This window comes from Thiobacillus sp., from assembly GCF_024708915.1.
In genome coordinates, this window is sequence record NZ_JANJXQ010000141.1 from 1 (window position 1) to 16706 (window position 16706).

The 16706-nt window shown below is 64.9% G+C and carries 21 protein-coding genes; 2 read left to right on the top strand and 19 right to left on the bottom strand.

The genetic code is table 11. From position 1 onward, the window contains the following. A partial coding sequence (gene ggt / locus Q0L94_RS10225; RefSeq protein ID WP_296753027.1) for a gamma-glutamyltransferase occupies window positions 1-1698 on the top strand: 1698 nt, incomplete at its 5' end. A gap of 53 nt (window positions 1699-1751) precedes the next feature. Here ggt and Q0L94_RS10230 read toward each other — a convergent pair. The 10 genes from Q0L94_RS10230 to Q0L94_RS10275 all read right to left on the bottom strand — a co-directional run bounded on the left by Q0L94_RS10230 (window position 1752) and on the right by Q0L94_RS10275 (window position 8807). Next, a complete protein-coding gene (locus Q0L94_RS10230; protein WP_296753028.1) occupies window positions 1752-2297 on the bottom strand; it encodes a hypothetical protein in 546 nt (181 codons plus the stop codon). Further along, window positions 2294-2947 (bottom strand): hypothetical protein, encoded by a 654-nt coding sequence (locus tag Q0L94_RS10235; protein ID WP_296753030.1) that lies wholly within the window; start codon window positions 2945-2947, stop codon window positions 2294-2296. Before Q0L94_RS10235 ends, Q0L94_RS10230 begins: the two co-directional genes overlap by 4 nt. A gap of 9 nt (window positions 2948-2956) precedes the next feature. After that, complete coding sequence (locus Q0L94_RS10240; protein WP_296753032.1) at window positions 2957-3556, bottom strand: MotA/TolQ/ExbB proton channel family protein; 600 nt, start codon at window positions 3554-3556, stop codon at window positions 2957-2959. Window positions 3557-3704: 148 nt separating this feature from the next. Beyond that, a complete protein-coding gene (locus Q0L94_RS10245; protein WP_296753033.1) occupies window positions 3705-4034 on the bottom strand; it encodes a hypothetical protein in 330 nt (109 codons plus the stop codon). A 47-nt stretch (window positions 4035-4081) separates the two neighbouring features. Further along, window positions 4082-4915, bottom strand: a complete 834-nt coding sequence (soxA, locus tag Q0L94_RS10250) for a sulfur oxidation c-type cytochrome SoxA (protein WP_296753034.1) — start codon at window positions 4913-4915, stop codon at window positions 4082-4084. Between the two features lie 37 nt (window positions 4916-4952). Then, window positions 4953-5321 (bottom strand): sulfur oxidation c-type cytochrome SoxX, encoded by a 369-nt coding sequence (gene soxX, locus Q0L94_RS10255; protein ID WP_296753036.1) that lies wholly within the window; start codon window positions 5319-5321, stop codon window positions 4953-4955. 39 nt (window positions 5322-5360) lie between these two features. Then, window positions 5361-6017 (bottom strand): pentapeptide repeat-containing protein, encoded by a 657-nt coding sequence (locus Q0L94_RS10260; protein WP_296753038.1) that lies wholly within the window; start codon window positions 6015-6017, stop codon window positions 5361-5363. Window positions 6018-6145: 128 nt separating this feature from the next. Beyond that, entirely contained in the window at window positions 6146-6589 is a 444-nt protein-coding gene (locus Q0L94_RS10265) for a hypothetical protein (RefSeq protein WP_296753039.1), read from the bottom strand. Window positions 6590-6667: 78 nt separating this feature from the next. Next, window positions 6668-8134 carry a hypothetical protein gene (locus Q0L94_RS10270; RefSeq protein WP_296753040.1) on the bottom strand — a complete coding sequence of 489 codons (1467 nt, stop codon included), beginning with the start codon at window positions 8132-8134 and terminating at the stop codon, window positions 6668-6670. Window positions 8135-8171: 37 nt separating this feature from the next. Further along, window positions 8172-8807 (bottom strand): TlpA disulfide reductase family protein, encoded by a 636-nt coding sequence (locus Q0L94_RS10275; protein ID WP_296753042.1) that lies wholly within the window; start codon window positions 8805-8807, stop codon window positions 8172-8174. A 197-nt stretch (window positions 8808-9004) separates the two neighbouring features. Between Q0L94_RS10275 and Q0L94_RS10280 the strand changes: the two genes are divergently transcribed. After that, window positions 9005-9253, top strand: coding sequence for a hypothetical protein (locus Q0L94_RS10280; protein ID WP_296753043.1), 249 nt, complete (start codon window positions 9005-9007; stop codon window positions 9251-9253). A gap of 215 nt (window positions 9254-9468) precedes the next feature. Here Q0L94_RS10280 and Q0L94_RS10285 read toward each other — a convergent pair whose 3' ends face one another. The 9 genes from Q0L94_RS10285 to Q0L94_RS17920 form a co-directional block, all read right to left on the bottom strand. After that, window positions 9469-9897, bottom strand: coding sequence for a biopolymer transporter ExbD (locus tag Q0L94_RS10285; RefSeq protein ID WP_296753045.1), 429 nt, complete (start codon window positions 9895-9897; stop codon window positions 9469-9471). A 4-nt stretch (window positions 9898-9901) separates the two neighbouring features. Next, a complete protein-coding gene (locus tag Q0L94_RS10290) occupies window positions 9902-10654 on the bottom strand; it encodes a MotA/TolQ/ExbB proton channel family protein (protein ID WP_296753047.1) in 753 nt (250 codons plus the stop codon). A gap of 2 nt (window positions 10655-10656) precedes the next feature. Further along, the gene (locus Q0L94_RS10295; protein ID WP_296753048.1) at window positions 10657-11334 is read right to left on the bottom strand and encodes an energy transducer TonB; all 678 of its coding nucleotides are present in this window, start codon (window positions 11332-11334) and stop codon (window positions 10657-10659) included. Window positions 11335-11377: 43 nt separating this feature from the next. Continuing rightward, a complete protein-coding gene (locus tag Q0L94_RS10300; protein ID WP_296753050.1) occupies window positions 11378-13522 on the bottom strand; it encodes a TonB-dependent receptor in 2145 nt (714 codons plus the stop codon). Between the two features lie 21 nt (window positions 13523-13543). After that, on the bottom strand, window positions 13544-14032 hold the full coding sequence (locus Q0L94_RS10305; RefSeq protein WP_296753051.1) for a redoxin domain-containing protein: 489 nt from the start codon (window positions 14030-14032) through the stop codon (window positions 13544-13546). Beyond that, window positions 14029-15216, bottom strand: a complete 1188-nt coding sequence (locus Q0L94_RS10310) for a sialidase family protein (protein WP_296753053.1) — start codon at window positions 15214-15216, stop codon at window positions 14029-14031. The genes Q0L94_RS10305 and Q0L94_RS10310 overlap by 4 nt, the downstream gene beginning before the upstream one ends. 112 nt (window positions 15217-15328) lie before the next feature. Then, on the bottom strand, window positions 15329-15943 hold the full coding sequence (locus tag Q0L94_RS10315) for a superoxide dismutase family protein (protein WP_296753054.1): 615 nt from the start codon (window positions 15941-15943) through the stop codon (window positions 15329-15331). Window positions 15944-15976: 33 nt separating this feature from the next. Beyond that, on the bottom strand, window positions 15977-16492 hold the full coding sequence (locus tag Q0L94_RS10320) for a DUF302 domain-containing protein (protein ID WP_296753056.1): 516 nt from the start codon (window positions 16490-16492) through the stop codon (window positions 15977-15979). 96 nt (window positions 16493-16588) lie between these two features. Next, a complete protein-coding gene (locus Q0L94_RS17920) occupies window positions 16589-16705 on the bottom strand; it encodes a helix-turn-helix domain-containing protein (protein WP_366799459.1) in 117 nt (38 codons plus the stop codon). Window position 16706 lies beyond the last annotated feature (1 nt).

The window sequence follows — 16706 nt, forward strand, 5'->3', positions numbered from 1 at the left end:
GCCGGTGCGCGCATGCTTGCAGCGGGCGGCAACGCCATCGATGCCGCGGCTGCGGTGCAGTTCGCGCTGAATGTGGTCGAACCGCAGTCGTCCGGCATCGGCGGCGGCGGCTTCATGCTGATCCATCTTGCAAAAACCGGCGAGACCTTCTTTGTCGACTCGCGCGAGCGCGCGCCGATCGCAGCCAGCCCCGGCATGTTCTCCCCTGGGGGCCAGCCCATGCCATTTCCGCTCGTCTCGACCAGCGGCCTCGCTGTCGGCGTGCCCGGCACGCTGCGCGGCATCGACACCACGCTCGCACGCTGGGGCACGATGACGCTGGCGGACACGCTCGCGCCAGCGATCGGGCTTGCCGAGCACGGCTTTCGCGTCAACCGCTTCCTTGCCGCCGACATCGCCAACGATGGCGGCCGCACGCTGATCCATCCCGAGACCGCAGCGATCTTCCGGCCGGGCGGCGTAGCGCTGGCCGAGGGCGATTGGCTGGTGCAGCCTGACCTCGCCAGAACCTTCAAGCGCATCGCCGCCGAGGGGGCGGATGCTTTCTACCGGGGCCCGCTGGCGGAAGCGCTCGTCGAAGCCCAGCGACGCACACGCAGCGAACTGGGCGCCGCCGGCGCGGGGCGCATGACGCTCGCGGATCTCAGCAGCTACCAGGCGGCCATCCGCTCGCCGTTGTATGGCCGCTACCGGGGCTGGACGCTCGCAACGATGCCGCCGCCCTCATCCGGGGGAATCACGGTGCTGCAGATGCTCGGCCTGCTGGAACACTTTCCGGTCGGGGATGCCTCGCAGGGCTACGGCTTCGGCAGTCCGAAGACGCTGCACGTGATGATCGAGGCCATGCGCCTGGGTTTTGCCGACCGCGAGATGTGGAGCGGCGACGACGACAGCGCGACGGTACCGCAGCGCGCCCTGCTGCATCCTGGGTATGTGGCGACGCGCGCAGCGCGGATCCAGCCCGACCGCCGCATGGACACGCCGCTGGCCGGCGATCTCCTGCCCCGGGACAACAAGGCCCGGGGACCGCAGCGCATGCCACGTGCCAAGCAGGAAAGCCCGCACACGACCCACTTTTCGATCATTGACCGCTGGGGCAACGTGGTGAGCCACACCAGCACCATCGAGTTCACCTGGGGGTCGGGCATTACCGTTCCGGGCTACGGTTTCCTGCTGAACAACGAGCTGACCGACTTCAATTTCGTGCCCGCTTCCGACCCTGCCAGCGGCAATCCTGGCGCCAACGACGCCGCACCGGGAAAGCGCCCGCGCTCCAGCATGGCGCCGATGCTGCTGCTCAAGGACGGCCGGCCGGTTGCCGCCTATGGCTCGCCCGGCGGCGCAACGATCATCAACTCCGTGTTCAGCGTCACGCTCAATCTGATCGACCACGGCATGTCTCTGCAGCAGGCCATCGATGCAGCCCGCCTTTCGGTAACCCACGCGACCGGCAAGATCGACTGCGAAGGCGGCGCGCCCTTCATGCAACCCGGTTTCAGCATTGCGGCCCAGGACGCCTTGCGCACGCTTGGGCATCCCGCACCCGGCGCGGCGGGGGCCAATGGATGCAAGGAGGCAATCGGTTCGGTGCAGGCCGTCGCCATTGACCTCGCGACCGGCGCGCAGCACGGCGCCGCGGACCCGCGCCGCGAAGGAACCGTGATCCGGGTGAGACCGGCGGCCACAGCAGGACGGTAGGGCTGCGCGCCCCGGCGCCGCCCGTGCTTGCTTCTAGAACACGCGCATGGCGATCACCTGGCCGGGGTGACGGACGGCGGACGGTATTGCATGGCCTGACCCGATCCGTCCATCTCCCCCGCCTTGAGCGGCGGCCGCGGCGGCGGCGTGGCGTAGAACACCTTGTCCTTGTCGTCGCCCTTGATCCCCTGGCGCTGGCTGCGCTTGAACGGATGATTCATCAACACCAGCCCGTCCTGCTGTGCCGCCTCGCGCTGCGCGATGTCCAGGTCGCCGGCGGCCTGCCCGTCCCACGGCATGACGTAGTAGGCGGGCGCCTCGCGGTCCGGCAGCTGCAGCCACAGATAGATCGCCTCGCCGTCCTTCGGCCGCACCGCCAGCACCACCGCCTCCCTGGCCTGGGAGAAATATTCCTGATCGATCGGTTTGGGCCGGGACAGCAGCTGATTGAAAAGGTACAGCGCCAGGCCGACCGAAGCCGCCAGATAAAGCAGCGCGGTCAGGCGGAAGATGTGGCTGCTGGTGGTCCGCAGCGAAAACAGGGCGTAGCCCAGGGACACGATGAGATAGGCGACCAGCAGGGCGAGCAGGGTGTTCATTTGTAGGCATCGAAGTTGTAGCCGCCGGGCGCGTCGGTGCGCAGGGCCTTCGGCGCGGCGTTGACGCTGGACGCAAGCAGTTCGCCCTGGTCGTCCAGCTTGAAGCGGAACACGGTGCGCTCCTCGCCCGGCTTGTTCAGGACCACATCGGACACCAGTATCTGCCGGCTTACGCGCGAGCTGCCGCTCGGCTTGATGGTGGACACCAGAACCTTGACCTTGAGCGGCCAGACGTTGGCGCGGTTGAAATACATGTGCAGGTTGACGGCGTATTCGCCTGCCGGGATGTCGCGCGAAAAGGCGTTCTCGTAGTTCAGGTTGGAGGCGTCGTTGCGGAAGCCGATATCGTCCCGCAGCAGGTTGAAGACCTGGCCGCCGAGGTTGGAGTAGCCGACGGCAACGTCGCCCGGAGCCTGCACCCAGAGGTCGACGTCGGCGTCGATGCGATCGTCCCAGCGCGCTTCCACGATCACGTTGCCGGGCGCCGACACTTCCTTGCTCTCTTCCTGCTTTTGCTTGGGCGGATTGATGTGCGGCAGCATGATGACGACCAGCGATACGAACCCGAGCAGCGCGAGGGTGATGACGTCGCGGAAAACGACGTCGGAATCGTCCTCGGCTTCGGCATCGAACGAAAAATGCTTGCTCATCGCGAACGGCTATTGCGGGTCTGCCGATTCCAGGATGGCGGCAACCAGGTTGACCACCCCGGTACGCAACATGGTGTAGTTGGCGTTCAGCCACAGGTTGGTGATGGCGCCCACCAGGGTCGTGTAGAGCGCAACGCCCATGCCGTTGGTGAGCGCGCCCACCAGCTTGCCGACCTGGGCCGCATCGCCCACGGCATTGGCCGGAATGTTGGTCAGCACCATGATGAAGCCGATCACCGTGCCGAGCAGGCCCAGCATGACCAGGCTGGACGAGATGTACTTGACGAAGGAGATGCGCGCAAACAGCTTGATCTCGAACGCTTCCTTCACGCTTTCACGGTCGGCCTGCCGGCTCTTGTCGGCAAACTCCTTGAGCTTGCCCTTGTCGCCGCGCTTGACGTAATTGAGTTCGCGGCTCGTCTTCCAGACGCGAAACCCGCACAGCACCATGCCGTACAGGAACAGGCCGGAGATCACGTACACGATGTAGGAGCTGTCGCCCAGAAAAACGGGCTCGACCATGCCGTTCATATGGAACACCCACAGAATGGCGAAGCCCACCACGTTCAAGGCCAGCCAGCGGTAGAACAGCAGGTAGTCCCATTTCATTCTTGTAATTCCTCAGGCAACGGCAGCGGTTTGCCTTTCACGAGCAGGCCCGGTGCCGTTCGGGCCCACACGCAAGTCGATACCATCGAGGCGCGTCAGGCTGCATCCCGTGCCATGCGGCCCTGTCCGCTGGCGCAGGGAAGCCGTCTCAATGATCGACGGTGAGCGGGTAGCCGAGCTGGGCCATGCCGAGAAACGCCTGTTCGCTGGCTGTCGCGGCATACTTGATCACGGCCGCGCTATCCTGTTTTTTGGCGGCGTCCTGGGCCTGGGCCAGGGCGCCGGCTGCCGTCGTCCACAGCGCGCTCTTGCTCTTCGCCAGGTCGACGACGAACACCGCATTCGCCAGCGCCTGCGCTGCATCGGCCGTCAACGCCGCGCCGGCCGCGTTTTCGGCCGCGTGCGCAGCGGGGCCCGCGACGCCGAGCAGCACGCTTCCCGCGGCCAATATCCGGACTGCAACCCGAAATACATTCATCCCTGTTCTCCTTGAATATGTGGACAGCATCTGTCGCGCGCTGCGGATCATTTCCTGAATACCGATGCCTGCAGCGGCAGGCCGTTGCTCAGGTAGCTGTGGTAGTACTCGAGGTTGTTGTATTCCTCGCCGCCGATTTCAAGCGGTACCAGGCGCACCATCTGGTTGCACGCGGCATACCGGCGCTGCAGGGTGAACAGCGTGTAGTCGCCGCCGCGGAACGCCGGCCAGTGGGTGGCCTGGCCGGGCACCATCGACAGATATTCGGTGCGCAGGACGTTGCCGACGTTGCTGATGTGGCAGCCCGCGCAGGAGAAGTTCAGCTGGCCGCGGCGCTGGTGGAAGAAGCGCTTGCCTGCCTCATAGGCTGCCAGGGCGTCCTGGCCTTCCACTTTGACGTTCATCTTCATGCCGTCGGACAGAGTGCGGGCATAGGCCGTCAGCAGCCCCATGGTGTTCATGTCACTGTGCTTGTAGGCTGTCTCGCCGTTGGCCGTGCGGCACTGGTTGAGCGCCATTTCGAAGGTCACCACCTTTTTGCTGGCGGCATCGAACATCGGGTAGTTGCCGACGACATTCTTGCCGCCGCGCGGGAAGCAGTCGGCGTAGCGCTTGCCGTTCTTGAACGGGGTTTCCCACAGCTTGGCGCCTTTCTCGATTTCGCCGACGTACGGCGGGAAGCTCATGACGGCGTCGTATTGTTCTTTAGCGTCGGGGCTGAAGGCCAGCGCACCGTACACGTAATCCTCGAACTTGATTTCGGGGTACTTTTTCTGCACCGCCTTCACCACGTTCAGGCGGTCGTCTTCCGGCGCGGCCTGAGCATTCGCGGCTACCGCGAGCCATCCCAGGCAGGACAGGATCCAGATCAGTTGCTTCATTTTTCTCTCCTACGGTGTCGATAATGAATACGCGCCATTACAGCCCGTAGATGTAATCCACGACTTTGTTGATCTCGTCGTCATTCAGGATCTTGTGTTTGCCGAAGGGGGGCATCAGGGTGTCGGCGTTGGCTTTCGATGCATCCCAAACCTGGGCGTAGAGCTTCGTGCGATCCGGAAAGCGTTCCTTCATGCTGATCAGCGGCGGCGCGATGTTGGTGCTGGTGACGGCTTTCGCATCGCCGGGAATGGCATGGCACGCCAGGCAATTGCCCATGCGGTTGTCGAAAGCCAGCTCCTGCCCGGTGGGCGCCTTGGGTGCGTCCGCGCGTACCGCCTGCGCGAATCCGACCAGCAGAATCAGGCATGCGCCAGCGGCGCGGATGCTCGTGGGAAATGGATACATGTCTCTTCCTTGGGGTTATCCGGGCGTCGCCGCCCGGGTTTATTGAAAAACGCACGGTCCCGGTTTCAGGTCCGGGCAGGTCGTGCTGGCATCGGTCTGCATTCCCGACACTTCCGCTTCGCTGAAATCGGCCGCATGCAGATTGGCGCCCAGAAAATTCGTGTCCGCCATGTCGGCGAACAGGAAACGGGCCTCGTACAAATCCGCGTCCTTGAAATTTGCGCCGTGCAGATTGGCGCCTTCCAGGTCGGCGCGCTCCATCAGGGCGCCGCTGAAATCGACCCCGCTCAGATTGGCCTGGGTGAAGCTGGTGCGGTTGGCGTTCACCCCGGCAAGATTGCTGCCGTGCAGATCGGCGCCGCTCATGACCGTGCCGCCGATCACCGCCCCGCTCAGGTCGACGCCGGCCAGGCGGGCCTTGAACAGATTGGCGCCGATCAGGAAGGCGCCGCGCAGATCGGCGCGCGACAGGTCGGCCCCCTGCAGATCGGCGCCGAGAAGGTTTTGCCCCGCCAGATCGACGCCCGTCAGATCGCAGCCGACGCAGCTGTTGGTGGCAACCAGGCGGTCGCGGTTTTCCGTCTGCGCCGCGCCCGGCTGGGCATGGGCCGCGCCTACCGCAAGCGCGGCCATTGAGCCAAGCGTCGCGCGGACCAGGGCCGCCCGCAGCGACAGTAGAAAATCGGCTCGGCTCATCGCATACGCTCCTCGGTTATTCCGTCTTCAAATCGCCGCCGTGCCGGGGTGGCCAGCACCGGAGAAACGATCGCAGACGGATCCGTTTCGCCGGCAGCCGCCCGGCACCGCGGCCTCTCCGCGTCCGCTTATTTTTCGTCCAGCGAAAAACGGGTCTGCAGCGGCCGTTCGCCCTGCATGGTGACCGTCAGCACCATCTTCGTCCCTTTGCCGGGCTTGATACGCGCGTCCCTGGCGGCCAGTTCGTTGCTGGCGGCCGGCGTCAGATTCACCGAGACCGTGCCGTTTGCGTCGATCAGGCGCAACGTGGCCTTGGCCCCCGTGGTCGGCTGCGGCACATCGCCGTGGTCGGTGACCCAGACGTGCGCTTCGCCGCCTTTTACCGCCAGTTCGAAGTGGTACATCTCCGCCATGCGCACCATGCCGCCGTGGGCGCCCTTGATGGTGGCCAGATAGTCGTTGCTGTGCGCCCACGCCAGCAGCGGCAGGCTCAACAAAGCCATCAGGAATATGCCGGCCAGCCGGTGCGCCGCATATGCCAAATGACTCGGATTCAGAATGCTGATATTCATTTGCTTCTCCTTGCTGCATCGCTGATGCATCACAGTGAAAAACCGCCGGCAGCGGAGGCTGCCGGCGGAACAACCCGATTACACCGAGGTGCTGCGGGAGAACTTGAGGCCTTCCCAGCTCTCGGGAACCACGACGTGGTCGTGCATGCCGCCAGGACAAGGCAGACGCGCCTCGATCTTGTCGTTTTCGACGTTGATCACCACCAGGCCGGACTGGCCTGCCTGGTGTCCGCTGTACACGGTGGTCATGTACTTGCCGTCGACGGTGCAGTCGCAGGTGTGGGGGTCCGGACCGGTATCCCACTTGGCGACCACCTGCCAGCTCTTGGTATCGACCTTGCAGATGTAGCCGTTGTTGGGCTTGCGCGCCCACATGGTGAAGTAGACGAAGCGCGAATCCGGCACGTTGCCCATGTGCAGCGGCAGGTACTTGGTGCCGAAGCCTTCGACGAAGGTCTCCTTCTTCCACTTGTTGGGGTTTTCGTCGGTCGAGCGGTACACCGCGATGTTGTTCTGCAGCACGTTGTTGCAGGCCACAAAATAATCACCGCTGGTGATGAAGCCCGCTTCGTGCAGAGGCGTCAGCACGGAAGGCACGGCGAAGGTCCAGGTGAAGCCGGTCTGCTTGACCAGCGGGAAGTTGTCCGGCGAGCCCTTGGCGGTCGACAGCAGCGCCACGACTTCCCAGGTGCGGGTGTCGACGATAGCGCAGCAGCCGAGGCGGCGGATCAGGATGGCGCCGAACGGCAGCGTGGGGTGCCAGGTGAAGGCATCGACGAACACTGCGGTGGGGTCGGCCGGCATCAGCTCTTCGCCCAGCATCGCCTCGTGGCTCGTCTTCATACCCTTGCGGCCCACGAAGTCGAACTTGCCGGTGGTGGCGTCGGGGAAGATGTGGCTGATGTTGAGTTGGCGCGCGATCGGATCGTAGTCGCAGCGGAAGGCCTTGACGATCTTCGGGTTGTCGCCCAGATCGGTGATCAGCACCATGTCCTTCTGGCCGTCGGCGAATGCCACGTACTTGTTGGCGTTTTCGCCCACACCGATGGAGACGTGCACGCCCAGCGACATGCCGGTGGTTTCACCGATGTCGTTGACCACGCTGATCGAGTTCTGCTTGCCGCTGCCGTCGTAGCGCATCTTGAACATCTTGAAGTCGCCGCGGTTGCGCCACTCGGGAGAGTTCTCGTTGACGTAGGGCGACGCCGGCGGCTGCATGGTCTGATAGAAGTCGAAGCCCTTGTAGGGGTCGGCAGACGGCATGGACGCGATGTGGTGGGGGATAGGCATGTCGATGCCGTGCAGACCGTAGGAATACCAGGCCAGGGTTTCGGGCACGGACAAGTCCATCGCCTGCACGTAGCCACCGTACTTGCTCGGCAGCAGCACCACGTTGCCCTTGAATTTGCCGAACAGCTCAGCCTGGGCTTCGCCAACGGGGTTGTGCACGGCCGCGAACGCGCTGCCGGAGTTAAGCATGGTGGCGGAACCGGCAACGCCGGCCGCGACTGCGCCCTTCATGAACTGCCTTCTGTTGATACTCATTGCATTCTCCTTAAGTTTTCGACCCGAACCCAGCGGCTCAGATGTCGCCCTTTTTCCACTTTTGCGGACCCACGAACACCTTCTGGACCACACCCTTTTCGTCCAGCAGGAACGAGGTCGGCAGGCCGCGGATGCCCAGGCGGGTCGACACACCGTCTGCGCTCAGCGCATCGTTCGGCGCGACATAGATCTTGGTGGTCTTCAGGCCCTTTTCCTTCTTGATGAAGTGCATGGTCTTCACCGATTGGGGAATGACCGCCTTCGGCCCGCCCATCAGCGCGGCGCCCACGGTGTCCGCGTTCACCATCACCAGATTGACGCCCTTGGCATTCTTCTGGGTGAAGTCCTCGATCGCGGCCAGTTCGTTCACCGAAACCGGCACCGCCGAGATGAAGAACACCACCAGGGAGCGCTTGCCTTGCACCACGCTGCCCAGGTCGACCTTCTGGCCGTCCATGTCGTAGGCCTCGAAGTCGGTGGGCAGCTTCTTGCCCACCGCCACCGGATCGATGTACACCTGTCCGCCCACTTGCTCCGCGGTGGGGAAAGTCCCGTCCTTGCTGTCCGCCAGCGCCGACCCCATGGGCAGCGCCAGCAGACTGGCCACCGATACAAAAGCGCATGCGGCCTTGAGCCGCCCGCCCGACCTGTCATGTCTTGCTTGCAGTTTCATGTTTCTCCTCCTACTAAAGGCTAGCTCCACCCGACTTGCGTCGCCCGAACTGGCGAATACAGCCCCCACAATCGGGTCGAGGTGCGGCAACTTGTCGCGCCGCTTACTAAGCATCTAGCGTGCCAGATAAATTACCCAGCAAAAACAATGGAATATTGTCAGCCCTGGCTTTTTGTTTGTTTCCCGGGCGTTCCACGATGAAACGCATTCCAGCCCATCCGGCTGCCCTGGCGTTCGCCAGGCCGCACAACGAAGCGCAGTGCAACGCCCGCACAAAACAAAGCCGGCACGGACGGGGGATGCGGAAAAAAAAGAACCGGCAGGCGCCGGTTCAAGAGGAGGAGGGGACGATCCGGATCGAGCCTGCTCCCGTTTTCACCCGGAACCGGCCCGACGTTACCCAGGAACGCCATTGCCTCTTGTTAAGCACGAACGATGCCAGATAATAATCCCCATATCTAACAACAAGATACGAAAACAATGCGGGGCAGGGTGTTGCAGATGAATTCCAAATCGAAACGTAGTGTTTCTTTTTTCGAACACCGGCGGGCGTCCGCGTACCGGCAGCGGGCCGGCGGGAATGCGCATGAACATGCGAAAGGAAATGGGCGGCAGCCGGCACGCGCGCCCGACCTTGCCGGAACCGCCGGCAAGGCGCTATTTATTGCCCTTGGGACTGCGACGGATCGGTCACGAAGCCGATGCGCACCAATCCGGCCTTGGCCGCCGCCGACATCACCTGGGCCACCGTTTCGTAGTGCGCAAGACGGTCGGCGCGGATGTGCAGTTCGGGCTGCGGCTGTTGTTTCGCCGCCGCGGCAAAGCGCGCTGCCAGTTCCGGCCGGGTGACCGGCGCGCCGTTCCAGAACAGGGCGCCGTTCTCGCGGATGCCGAATTCGATATGCTCGGGCCGGGTGATATTGGGCGTGCTGCTGGCCTTGGGCAGATCGATCTTGACGGAATGGGTGAGCAGCGGCGTGGTGATGATGAAGATCACCAGCAGCACCAGCATCACGTCCACCAGCGGCACCACGTTGATTTCCGACATCGGGCCCTGATGCCGGCGCGGATCGAGACTTCCCATGGCCATGTCGTCAACCCTCCGCAGCGGCGCGCGCTTCCAGTTTCGCCGCGGGACGCAACGGGCGCCCCTCGCCGGCCGAACTGTTGGCCTTCTCGCCTACCGTGATCACCGTGTACAGATCGTGCGCAAAGGCATCGAGCTTGGCCAGCCAGACCCGGTTGCGGCGATTGAACGCGTTGTAGGCGAGCACGGCAGGAATCGCCACGGCCAGACCGACCGCGGTCATGATGAGCGCCTCGCCCACCGGACCCGACACCTTGTCCAGCGTGCCCTGGCCCGACAGGCCGATATTGACCAGCGCGTGATAAATCCCCCACACGGTGCCGAACAGGCCGATGTAGGGGGCGGCGGAACCGGCTGACGCCATCACCGTGAGGCCGCGCTCCACGCGCATCGCTTCCTGGTCGATGCCGTTGCGCAGCAGGCGGGTGAGGAATTCGCTCAGTCCGCCGGCTGCGGCCAGCTTCTGCATGCCGTGCTGGTGGTTGTCGTGGGCGGCTTCGAGCGCATCATGCGCCAGTTCGGCAAACGCGTTGTCCACCGGCTGGCGGCGCAGCGCGGCGCCCAGATCCTGCAGCGAATCGGCCGCCCAGAACTGCTTGAGAAAAGCCTCGGCGCGGCGCCCCGCCAGATAATTCGCCAGCGCCTTGGTCACGATCAGATACCAGCTGGCCACCGACAGCGAGAGCAGCAGCAGCAGCACGATGCGCCCGAGCGTATCGGTCTGCGCGAGAAAATGGGCGAAGCCCAGGCTGTTTTCCATGATCAACGTCCTTCCAGAGTGAAATTGAATGGCTGGGTCGCCACCGAGCGGACGGCCTGACCGTCGCGTTGCGCGGGGGTGCAGCGCCAGCTTTTGACTGCCGCCAGCGCGGCGGCGTCGAGGCGGGCGGAGCCGCTGCTGCTCGCCACCTGCGCCGTACTCACGCGCCCGGTTTCGTCCAGCTCCACCCGCAGCACGACCTTGCCGGTTTCACCGAGCCGGCGCGACATCGGCGGGTAGACGGGCGGCCGGCGTTCGGGGCAGCTCACCGCCAGCTCCGCCGCCAGCGTCACCGGCCCGGCCGGTTTGGGCGGCGGGGCGGGCAGGGACGGCGCCTGTACCGGTGCGGGCGCGGCCACGACAGGCGGCGGCTCGACCACGGGTTCGGGCGGCGGCAGCGGCTCCACCGCCTCCTGCGGCGACGCCACCGGCGCTTGCGCCGCCAGGTGGTAGTGCGGCGGCTTGACCGGCTTGGGTGGCGGCGCCTGCTTGACCGGCTTGGGCGGTGGCGGCGCCGGGATGACGCGCGGCGCCGGCTGCGGCGGCGGGTTGATGAAGTTCACGAACAGGGTCACCGCCTCGGCCGGCGGCGGAATCACCCGCGCGCTCCACAGCGCATAGAGCACACCGCCGTGCAGGGCCAGCACCACCAGCAGGCCCACAGCACGATTCCAGTCCATCCGCGGCATCCGCTTCACGCCCTCCGCTTGCCGATTGCCCGGCTTACCACTTCGCCTGCAGCCCGAGGATGGCCATGCGCGGCAGCCCGGCGGTGTAGGTCGGCGCGGTGCCGGTGACGTCGGCGGTCTCGGCGTAGCGCTTGTCGAGCAGGTTGCTGACGCTGCCGAAGACTTCCATGCCCTTGCCGAAGGGATAGTTGGCGCGCAGGTTGAGCAGGTTGTGGCCGCCGTACTTGCCGGTATTGGCGGCATCCAGCCAGTAGCTGCCGAGCCTGAACCATTCCAGCTGCACGCGGCCGCCGTTCATGTAGCCGGGCGCATAGCTGAGGCGGGTGTTGGCGATCACGCGCGGGGCGGTTTCCATTTCCTTGCCGCTGAAATCGACGTTTACACTGTTTACCAGCGCGACCCATTCCTCGTAGCTGTGCTTGGCGTACGACAGGCTGGCGTCGAGCTGCCAGTCCTGCGCCAGCGGCAGCCCCAGCCCCAGTTCGATGCCGCGGTGCAGGGTCTCGCCCGCGTTGACCACGATTCTCTGGTCGGTGACCGGGTCTCTATAGCTGACGATGTCGTCCTTCTTGGTCATGTGATACACCGAGACCTCGTAGCGCAGCGCGCCGGATTTACCGCGCAGGCCGAGTTCCAGGTTGTCGACGATCACCGGCTTGAGGTTGAGCAGGGATTCGGCGGCGGCCTGCGCCAGGACATCCGAATTCTGTCGGCTGCCGCGGAACACCTGGCCTTCGGACGGGGTGCGGAAAGAATTGCTGTAGGCCGCGAAGCCGTTCAGCGTGTCGCTGAAGGCGTAGGTCGCGCCCAGCTTCGGCCCCCAGTGGCTGTAGCCGACCTTGGTGCTGGCGACGTGGCCGTACCAGCCGTTGGCCGGGAAGGGGCCCACCGCGCCCTGGGTCGCGCCCGCCACCCCATTGTTGAACTTGTTGTCGTAGTCGTACTGCATATCGTCGTAACGCAGCCCGGCGTTGAGGCGCAGCCTGTCGCTGAGCGAGGCCTCGCCGTGGACGTAGGGCGAAATGCCGCGATAGGTCACGTCGTAGTCGTAGATCTGCACCGGCGCGGCGGCATTGCGGCTGTAGGTCACGCCGCCATGGGCGTTGGTGAACTTGTCGAGGCGGAGCGAATCCTCGTCGCGCGAGCCCGGGCTGTAGTCGACATCCAGGCCGACGATGAGGCGCGCCCGCATCGGCTCGAAATCGCGGCGGTATTTGCCGAGGAAGCCGAAGGACTTGTTCTTGGTGACGTACTGGCTGGGATCGTAGCCGACGCTCCAGTTGGGCAGGATCTCCATGCTGTTGTCGCGGAAGTAGGGGGTGATCGACAGCAGCGAATTGGCGGTTTCCTTTTCGTAGGCGGTCGACAGGCGGAAGGCGTCGACCTGGCGGAAGGAAAACGGCACGTTGTTGGCGCGCGGCGTGGCATCGAGTTCGCCCGCGCTCAGCTTGCCGACGTGCTGCTGGTCGACCTTGGAAAACGACAGCACCGTTTTCAGCAGCGCGTCGTCGCCGAGCGCGCGGTCCCAGCGCGCGGTGCCGGTCTGGCGGTCGTAGCCAGCGTTGTCCTGCCAGCCGTCGGTGCGCGTCAGGTTGAGGCTGGCGCGCCAGGCGTCGTCGCCGTGGGCATTGCCGCCGCCCACCAGGATGCGGCCCCAGCCGTACGACCCGGCTTCCCCGCTCAGTTCGAACTCGGCCTGCTTCGGCGGCGTGCGGGTCAGCACGTTGATCGTGCCGCCGATCGCGTCCGACCCGTACAGCGCGCTGCCCGGGCCTTTCATGATTTCCATTCCGCCCGACTGCGGCACGTTGATTTCGTACAGCGCGTTGTGGTTGAAAAAGCCGGTGGAACGGGTCGGGATGCCGTCTTCGAGATAAAGGTAAACCGCGCTCGTCGTCAGCGGCTGGCGGATCGAGGTGGAATGACCCTCGCCCGACAGATTGCTGACCCACACGCCAGGCACCTGATTGAGGATCTCCTTCGGGTGGGTGGGCCGGGTTTCGCGCAGGGTCTGCTCCTTGACGATGCCGACCGTCGCCGGGGTCTCGCTCAGCAGTTCGCCTTCGCGGGTGCCGGTCACCGTCATCTCCGGCAGCGCCGCCTCGGCCGCGTCCGCCGCCGAGGCGGCGGGCGCGCACAGGATGCCCGCCAGCGCGAGCGGAAGGGGGTTCAACTTCATACTTCCTCCGTTATTTTTGAATCAGTTGACCAGCTTGTGCTTCCTGAGCCAGGCGCGCAGGCGCTGTTCGCTCAGCACGCCGACAACGGTTTCGCGTTGATGCTGGGCGTCGTAAAGGTAGGTGCGCGGCAATTCGCCGTACCACGACGGATCGATGGCATGGCGCAGCCGCTCGGGAATGGGATCGTCGAACACCCAGCTGTCGACGCCGCCCAGGCCGAGCGGGGCCAGGGTTTTCTGCATGGCCGGAACATAGTCGGGCGTATCCGTCGCCACCAGCACCAGCGGCAGGCGCTTCTGCGTTTTTGCCAGCTTGCCCAGCAGGGTCAGTTCGGCGATGCAATAACTGCATTCGTTGACCGACCACAGGTTGAGAATGAAGGGGCGGCCGGCGTACTGCGCCTTGATCTTTGCCAGACTGTCGGTGGTGAACGCAGCCGGCTCGCCGGCACCGGCCGGCGCGGCGAGAACCAGCGCCGCCAGCATCCCGAACAGCACGCGCCGGATCATTGCGGCTTGCCCAGTTCGAGCGGCAGGACGCGCACGCCTTCGCTGGCGCTGTTCCACACCACCAGCGCACGCGCGCCGTCGGTCAGCGGCAGCGGATAGTCGGCCGCGCCGCCGGATTCCGCGATACGCTGCGGCGCGCTCCAGGACGCGCCGCCATCGGCCGAGTGCATGGCCTGCACCACGTAGACGCGCCCGTCGAACTCGCGCCATACGATCAGCACCGTGCTGCCCGCCGCCGCCACCGCCGCATGGCCGGCCTGAGCCGCCGGATCGCCCAATGCCATGGGCGGCGACTCGCGCCCATCCGCGATGCGTTTGTAGAACAAGCCCTGGCGCGTCTTGCCCTGGGTAAACCAGACCAGGTGCAGGGCGCCGCGGGCGTCGACCGCGAGGCCGCCGCCGTGGTGGGGACAGGCATCGATCTGCCATTCGTCGTCGGTGACGCGGCGCTGTTTGCCGCTATCCAGATTGGCGAGGGCGAAGTCGCGCGTGTTGCTGCCGTAGAGGTTGCGCCACAGCGCCACCGGCCCCTCCGCGGTCCAGCTCAGCGCGGTGCGACAGCATTCGCAGGTATGCTCGGTGAGCCGGCGATTGGCGCTGAAATGGGCGCCGTTGTCGGCGGATTGCGCGAAGTAGACCGACGAGCCGGCGAACGTGCCGCCTTTTTCACGCACCGCATCGCGGTCGCGCCCGTCCAGCCACACCACCGCCACCCGGCCCGCACCATCGATCGCCAGCGAATCGAAGCTGTGGCTGCCGATGCGGCCGTCGTCGTTGAGGGTGATCGGCGCGGAAAAACTGCGGCCGCCGTCGGTGGAGCGGGCGAAGCGGACGTTGCCGGTGAATCTTTTCGGCAGCGACTGGCTCCAGCTCAGCAGCACCGTGCCGTCCTGCGCAACGGCGATCTTGGGACGGTTTTCCGCGTTGGCGGCAATGTCCTCCGGCATGGAGGAGACTGCAACCGGGCGGGAGAAATGCTGTCCGCCGTCGTCCGACGAAGAAACCCAGAGCTGCTGGTTCTCCACCCTGGCCAGCCATACGCGTCCGTTGCCGTCGAGCGTCGCGCCTACCGCCAGGGTCGGCTTGGCCGCTTGCGGCTTCGCATCGTGGCGATGCTCCGTCGCCGCGGCCGGCTGGGTCGCCAGCGTTGCCGCCAGCAGCAGTGCAAAAATAAGTTGTCCCATCCGAACCTCATCCGTCTTTCTTGATCTCGTGGCGCCAGAGGTTACCCCGGGCCGGACGGTGGGGGAATGTGGCATATTGACGCATCGCCGACACCCGCACTGCGGCAATCGGCTACATGGGCATCATGTCCGACCCGATCACGCCGCAGGCCACACGGGCGCCCGAATTGCCGGCAGGCTCGGAAAAATCGTCTTCACTGGCGTGGATCACGATGCTGCGGCTGTCAACGGATGCCGCGCCCATCAGCGCGATGGTGATGCCGTGCGCCATCACGTCCACCACCGCCCGGCCGCTGGCATCGGCTTCGATATTGCCCAGATCGCCCAGATGGCGATCCTTGCTATCGGGCGCGCCGTGACGGCCGCCAGCGGGCGCGTAATGGCCGCCGGCGCCCATGCCGTCAGGCGAGTCGCAATTGCCGTTCACATGGATGTGAAAACCGTGCTTTCCCGGCGTCAGCCCTTCGACCGTTCCGCTGATGTGCACGACGCGGTTCTTCGACTCGCGGAACTTCAACGATCCGCTGACGGAGCTGCCTGACGTCGCCACCAGAACGGCCGTGGACGACATCATGTGATCATGGGCGGCAACGGGCGCGGTCCCGGCACCGGACAACAGGCCGGCGGCTACGAGGACGCGCGGCAGGACGCCGCGGCGAATGCGGGGTACGGATTGCACTGGGGCATGCATAACTATTGTCTCCTTGAAAATCCAGTCGACCGGCATGTTCCATCATGTTCCCGAATGAAACATGGATGTTCAGAACCCTCCGCTTGCCAGTTCCGTCAGCATCGCTTTCAAATCACGGTCGAACTGCTCCAGATTGGCTTTGCCTTCCTTGGACAGCTTCGGGTTCTTGGCCAGAATCGACAGCACATGGGCGGGACGATGCACCATCACCGTGGTTTTGCCGTCATTTTCGAACAGGGCGAGCCGGCATGGCGCAAACATCTCGAAGTCAGGCACGTTGCGGGTGATGCTGTACGCCTTGGTCAGGTTGCAGAACTCGATGAGTTGCAGCGGATGCGCCTCGATGCCCCGGCTGGCCAGGCCCTCCTGCACGTTGAGGATATTGATGATGGCGTAATTCCTGGCTTCGAGGGCCGAGACGAGCATGTCCCGCACCGCCGGCAACGCGTCGTCGAGGGTGACCTCATATTTGACCGGAGTCACCAAGACGACGGGGTCTTTCGCCCACAGCGGCGCCGCTTGCAGCGAAAACAGCAGGGCGGCCAGGGCCAGGCCCCAGTGTGTGAAAAAATGCTTGGCGGACATGCTTCCGTCTCCTTGTGTGTTCCAAAACGGTGGGCAGAATGCCCCCACCGTCTGGAAAAGCAAGCCCCGTACCAGAATCGGACGGGACGGAAACGTTCAGCGACTGCGCCCGTGCGGATGGAAGTGGAGGTTGTATTCGCGCATCTTGCGCCACAGCGTCGTACGGCCGATTCCCAGCACGCGCGCGGCCTCGCCGATATTGGTGGAACGCAGC

Excerpts from the sequence above, each read along its gene's own strand:
- Q0L94_RS10230 (WP_296753028.1), bottom strand. The coding sequence starts at position 2,297 with ATGAACACCCTGCTCGCCCTGCTGGTCGCCTATCTCATCGTGTCCCTG.
- Q0L94_RS10235 (WP_296753030.1), bottom strand. The coding sequence starts at position 2,947 with ATGAGCAAGCATTTTTCGTTCGATGCCGAAGCCGAGGACGATTCCGAC.
- Q0L94_RS10240 (WP_296753032.1), bottom strand. The coding sequence starts at position 3,556 with ATGAAATGGGACTACCTGCTGTTCTACCGCTGGCTGGCCTTGAACGTG.
- Q0L94_RS10245 (WP_296753033.1), bottom strand. The coding sequence starts at position 4,034 with ATGAATGTATTTCGGGTTGCAGTCCGGATATTGGCCGCGGGAAGCGTG.
- soxA (WP_296753034.1), bottom strand. The coding sequence starts at position 4,915 with ATGAAGCAACTGATCTGGATCCTGTCCTGCCTGGGATGGCTCGCGGTA.
- soxX (WP_296753036.1), bottom strand. The coding sequence starts at position 5,321 with ATGTATCCATTTCCCACGAGCATCCGCGCCGCTGGCGCATGCCTGATT.
- Q0L94_RS10260 (WP_296753038.1), bottom strand. The coding sequence starts at position 6,017 with ATGAGCCGAGCCGATTTTCTACTGTCGCTGCGGGCGGCCCTGGTCCGC.
- Q0L94_RS10265 (WP_296753039.1), bottom strand. The coding sequence starts at position 6,589 with ATGAATATCAGCATTCTGAATCCGAGTCATTTGGCATATGCGGCGCAC.
- Q0L94_RS10270 (WP_296753040.1), bottom strand. The coding sequence starts at position 8,134 with ATGAGTATCAACAGAAGGCAGTTCATGAAGGGCGCAGTCGCGGCCGGC.
- Q0L94_RS10275 (WP_296753042.1), bottom strand. The coding sequence starts at position 8,807 with ATGAAACTGCAAGCAAGACATGACAGGTCGGGCGGGCGGCTCAAGGCC.
- Q0L94_RS10280 (WP_296753043.1), top strand. The coding sequence starts at position 9,005 with ATGAAACGCATTCCAGCCCATCCGGCTGCCCTGGCGTTCGCCAGGCCG.
- Q0L94_RS10285 (WP_296753045.1), bottom strand. The coding sequence starts at position 9,897 with ATGGCCATGGGAAGTCTCGATCCGCGCCGGCATCAGGGCCCGATGTCG.
- Q0L94_RS10290 (WP_296753047.1), bottom strand. The coding sequence starts at position 10,654 with ATGGAAAACAGCCTGGGCTTCGCCCATTTTCTCGCGCAGACCGATACG.
- Q0L94_RS10295 (WP_296753048.1), bottom strand. The coding sequence starts at position 11,334 with ATGGACTGGAATCGTGCTGTGGGCCTGCTGGTGGTGCTGGCCCTGCAC.
- Q0L94_RS10300 (WP_296753050.1), bottom strand. The coding sequence starts at position 13,522 with ATGAAGTTGAACCCCCTTCCGCTCGCGCTGGCGGGCATCCTGTGCGCG.
- Q0L94_RS10305 (WP_296753051.1), bottom strand. The coding sequence starts at position 14,032 with ATGATCCGGCGCGTGCTGTTCGGGATGCTGGCGGCGCTGGTTCTCGCC.
- Q0L94_RS10310 (WP_296753053.1), bottom strand. The coding sequence starts at position 15,216 with ATGGGACAACTTATTTTTGCACTGCTGCTGGCGGCAACGCTGGCGACC.
- Q0L94_RS10315 (WP_296753054.1), bottom strand. The coding sequence starts at position 15,943 with ATGCCGGTCGACTGGATTTTCAAGGAGACAATAGTTATGCATGCCCCA.
- Q0L94_RS10320 (WP_296753056.1), bottom strand. The coding sequence starts at position 16,492 with ATGTCCGCCAAGCATTTTTTCACACACTGGGGCCTGGCCCTGGCCGCC.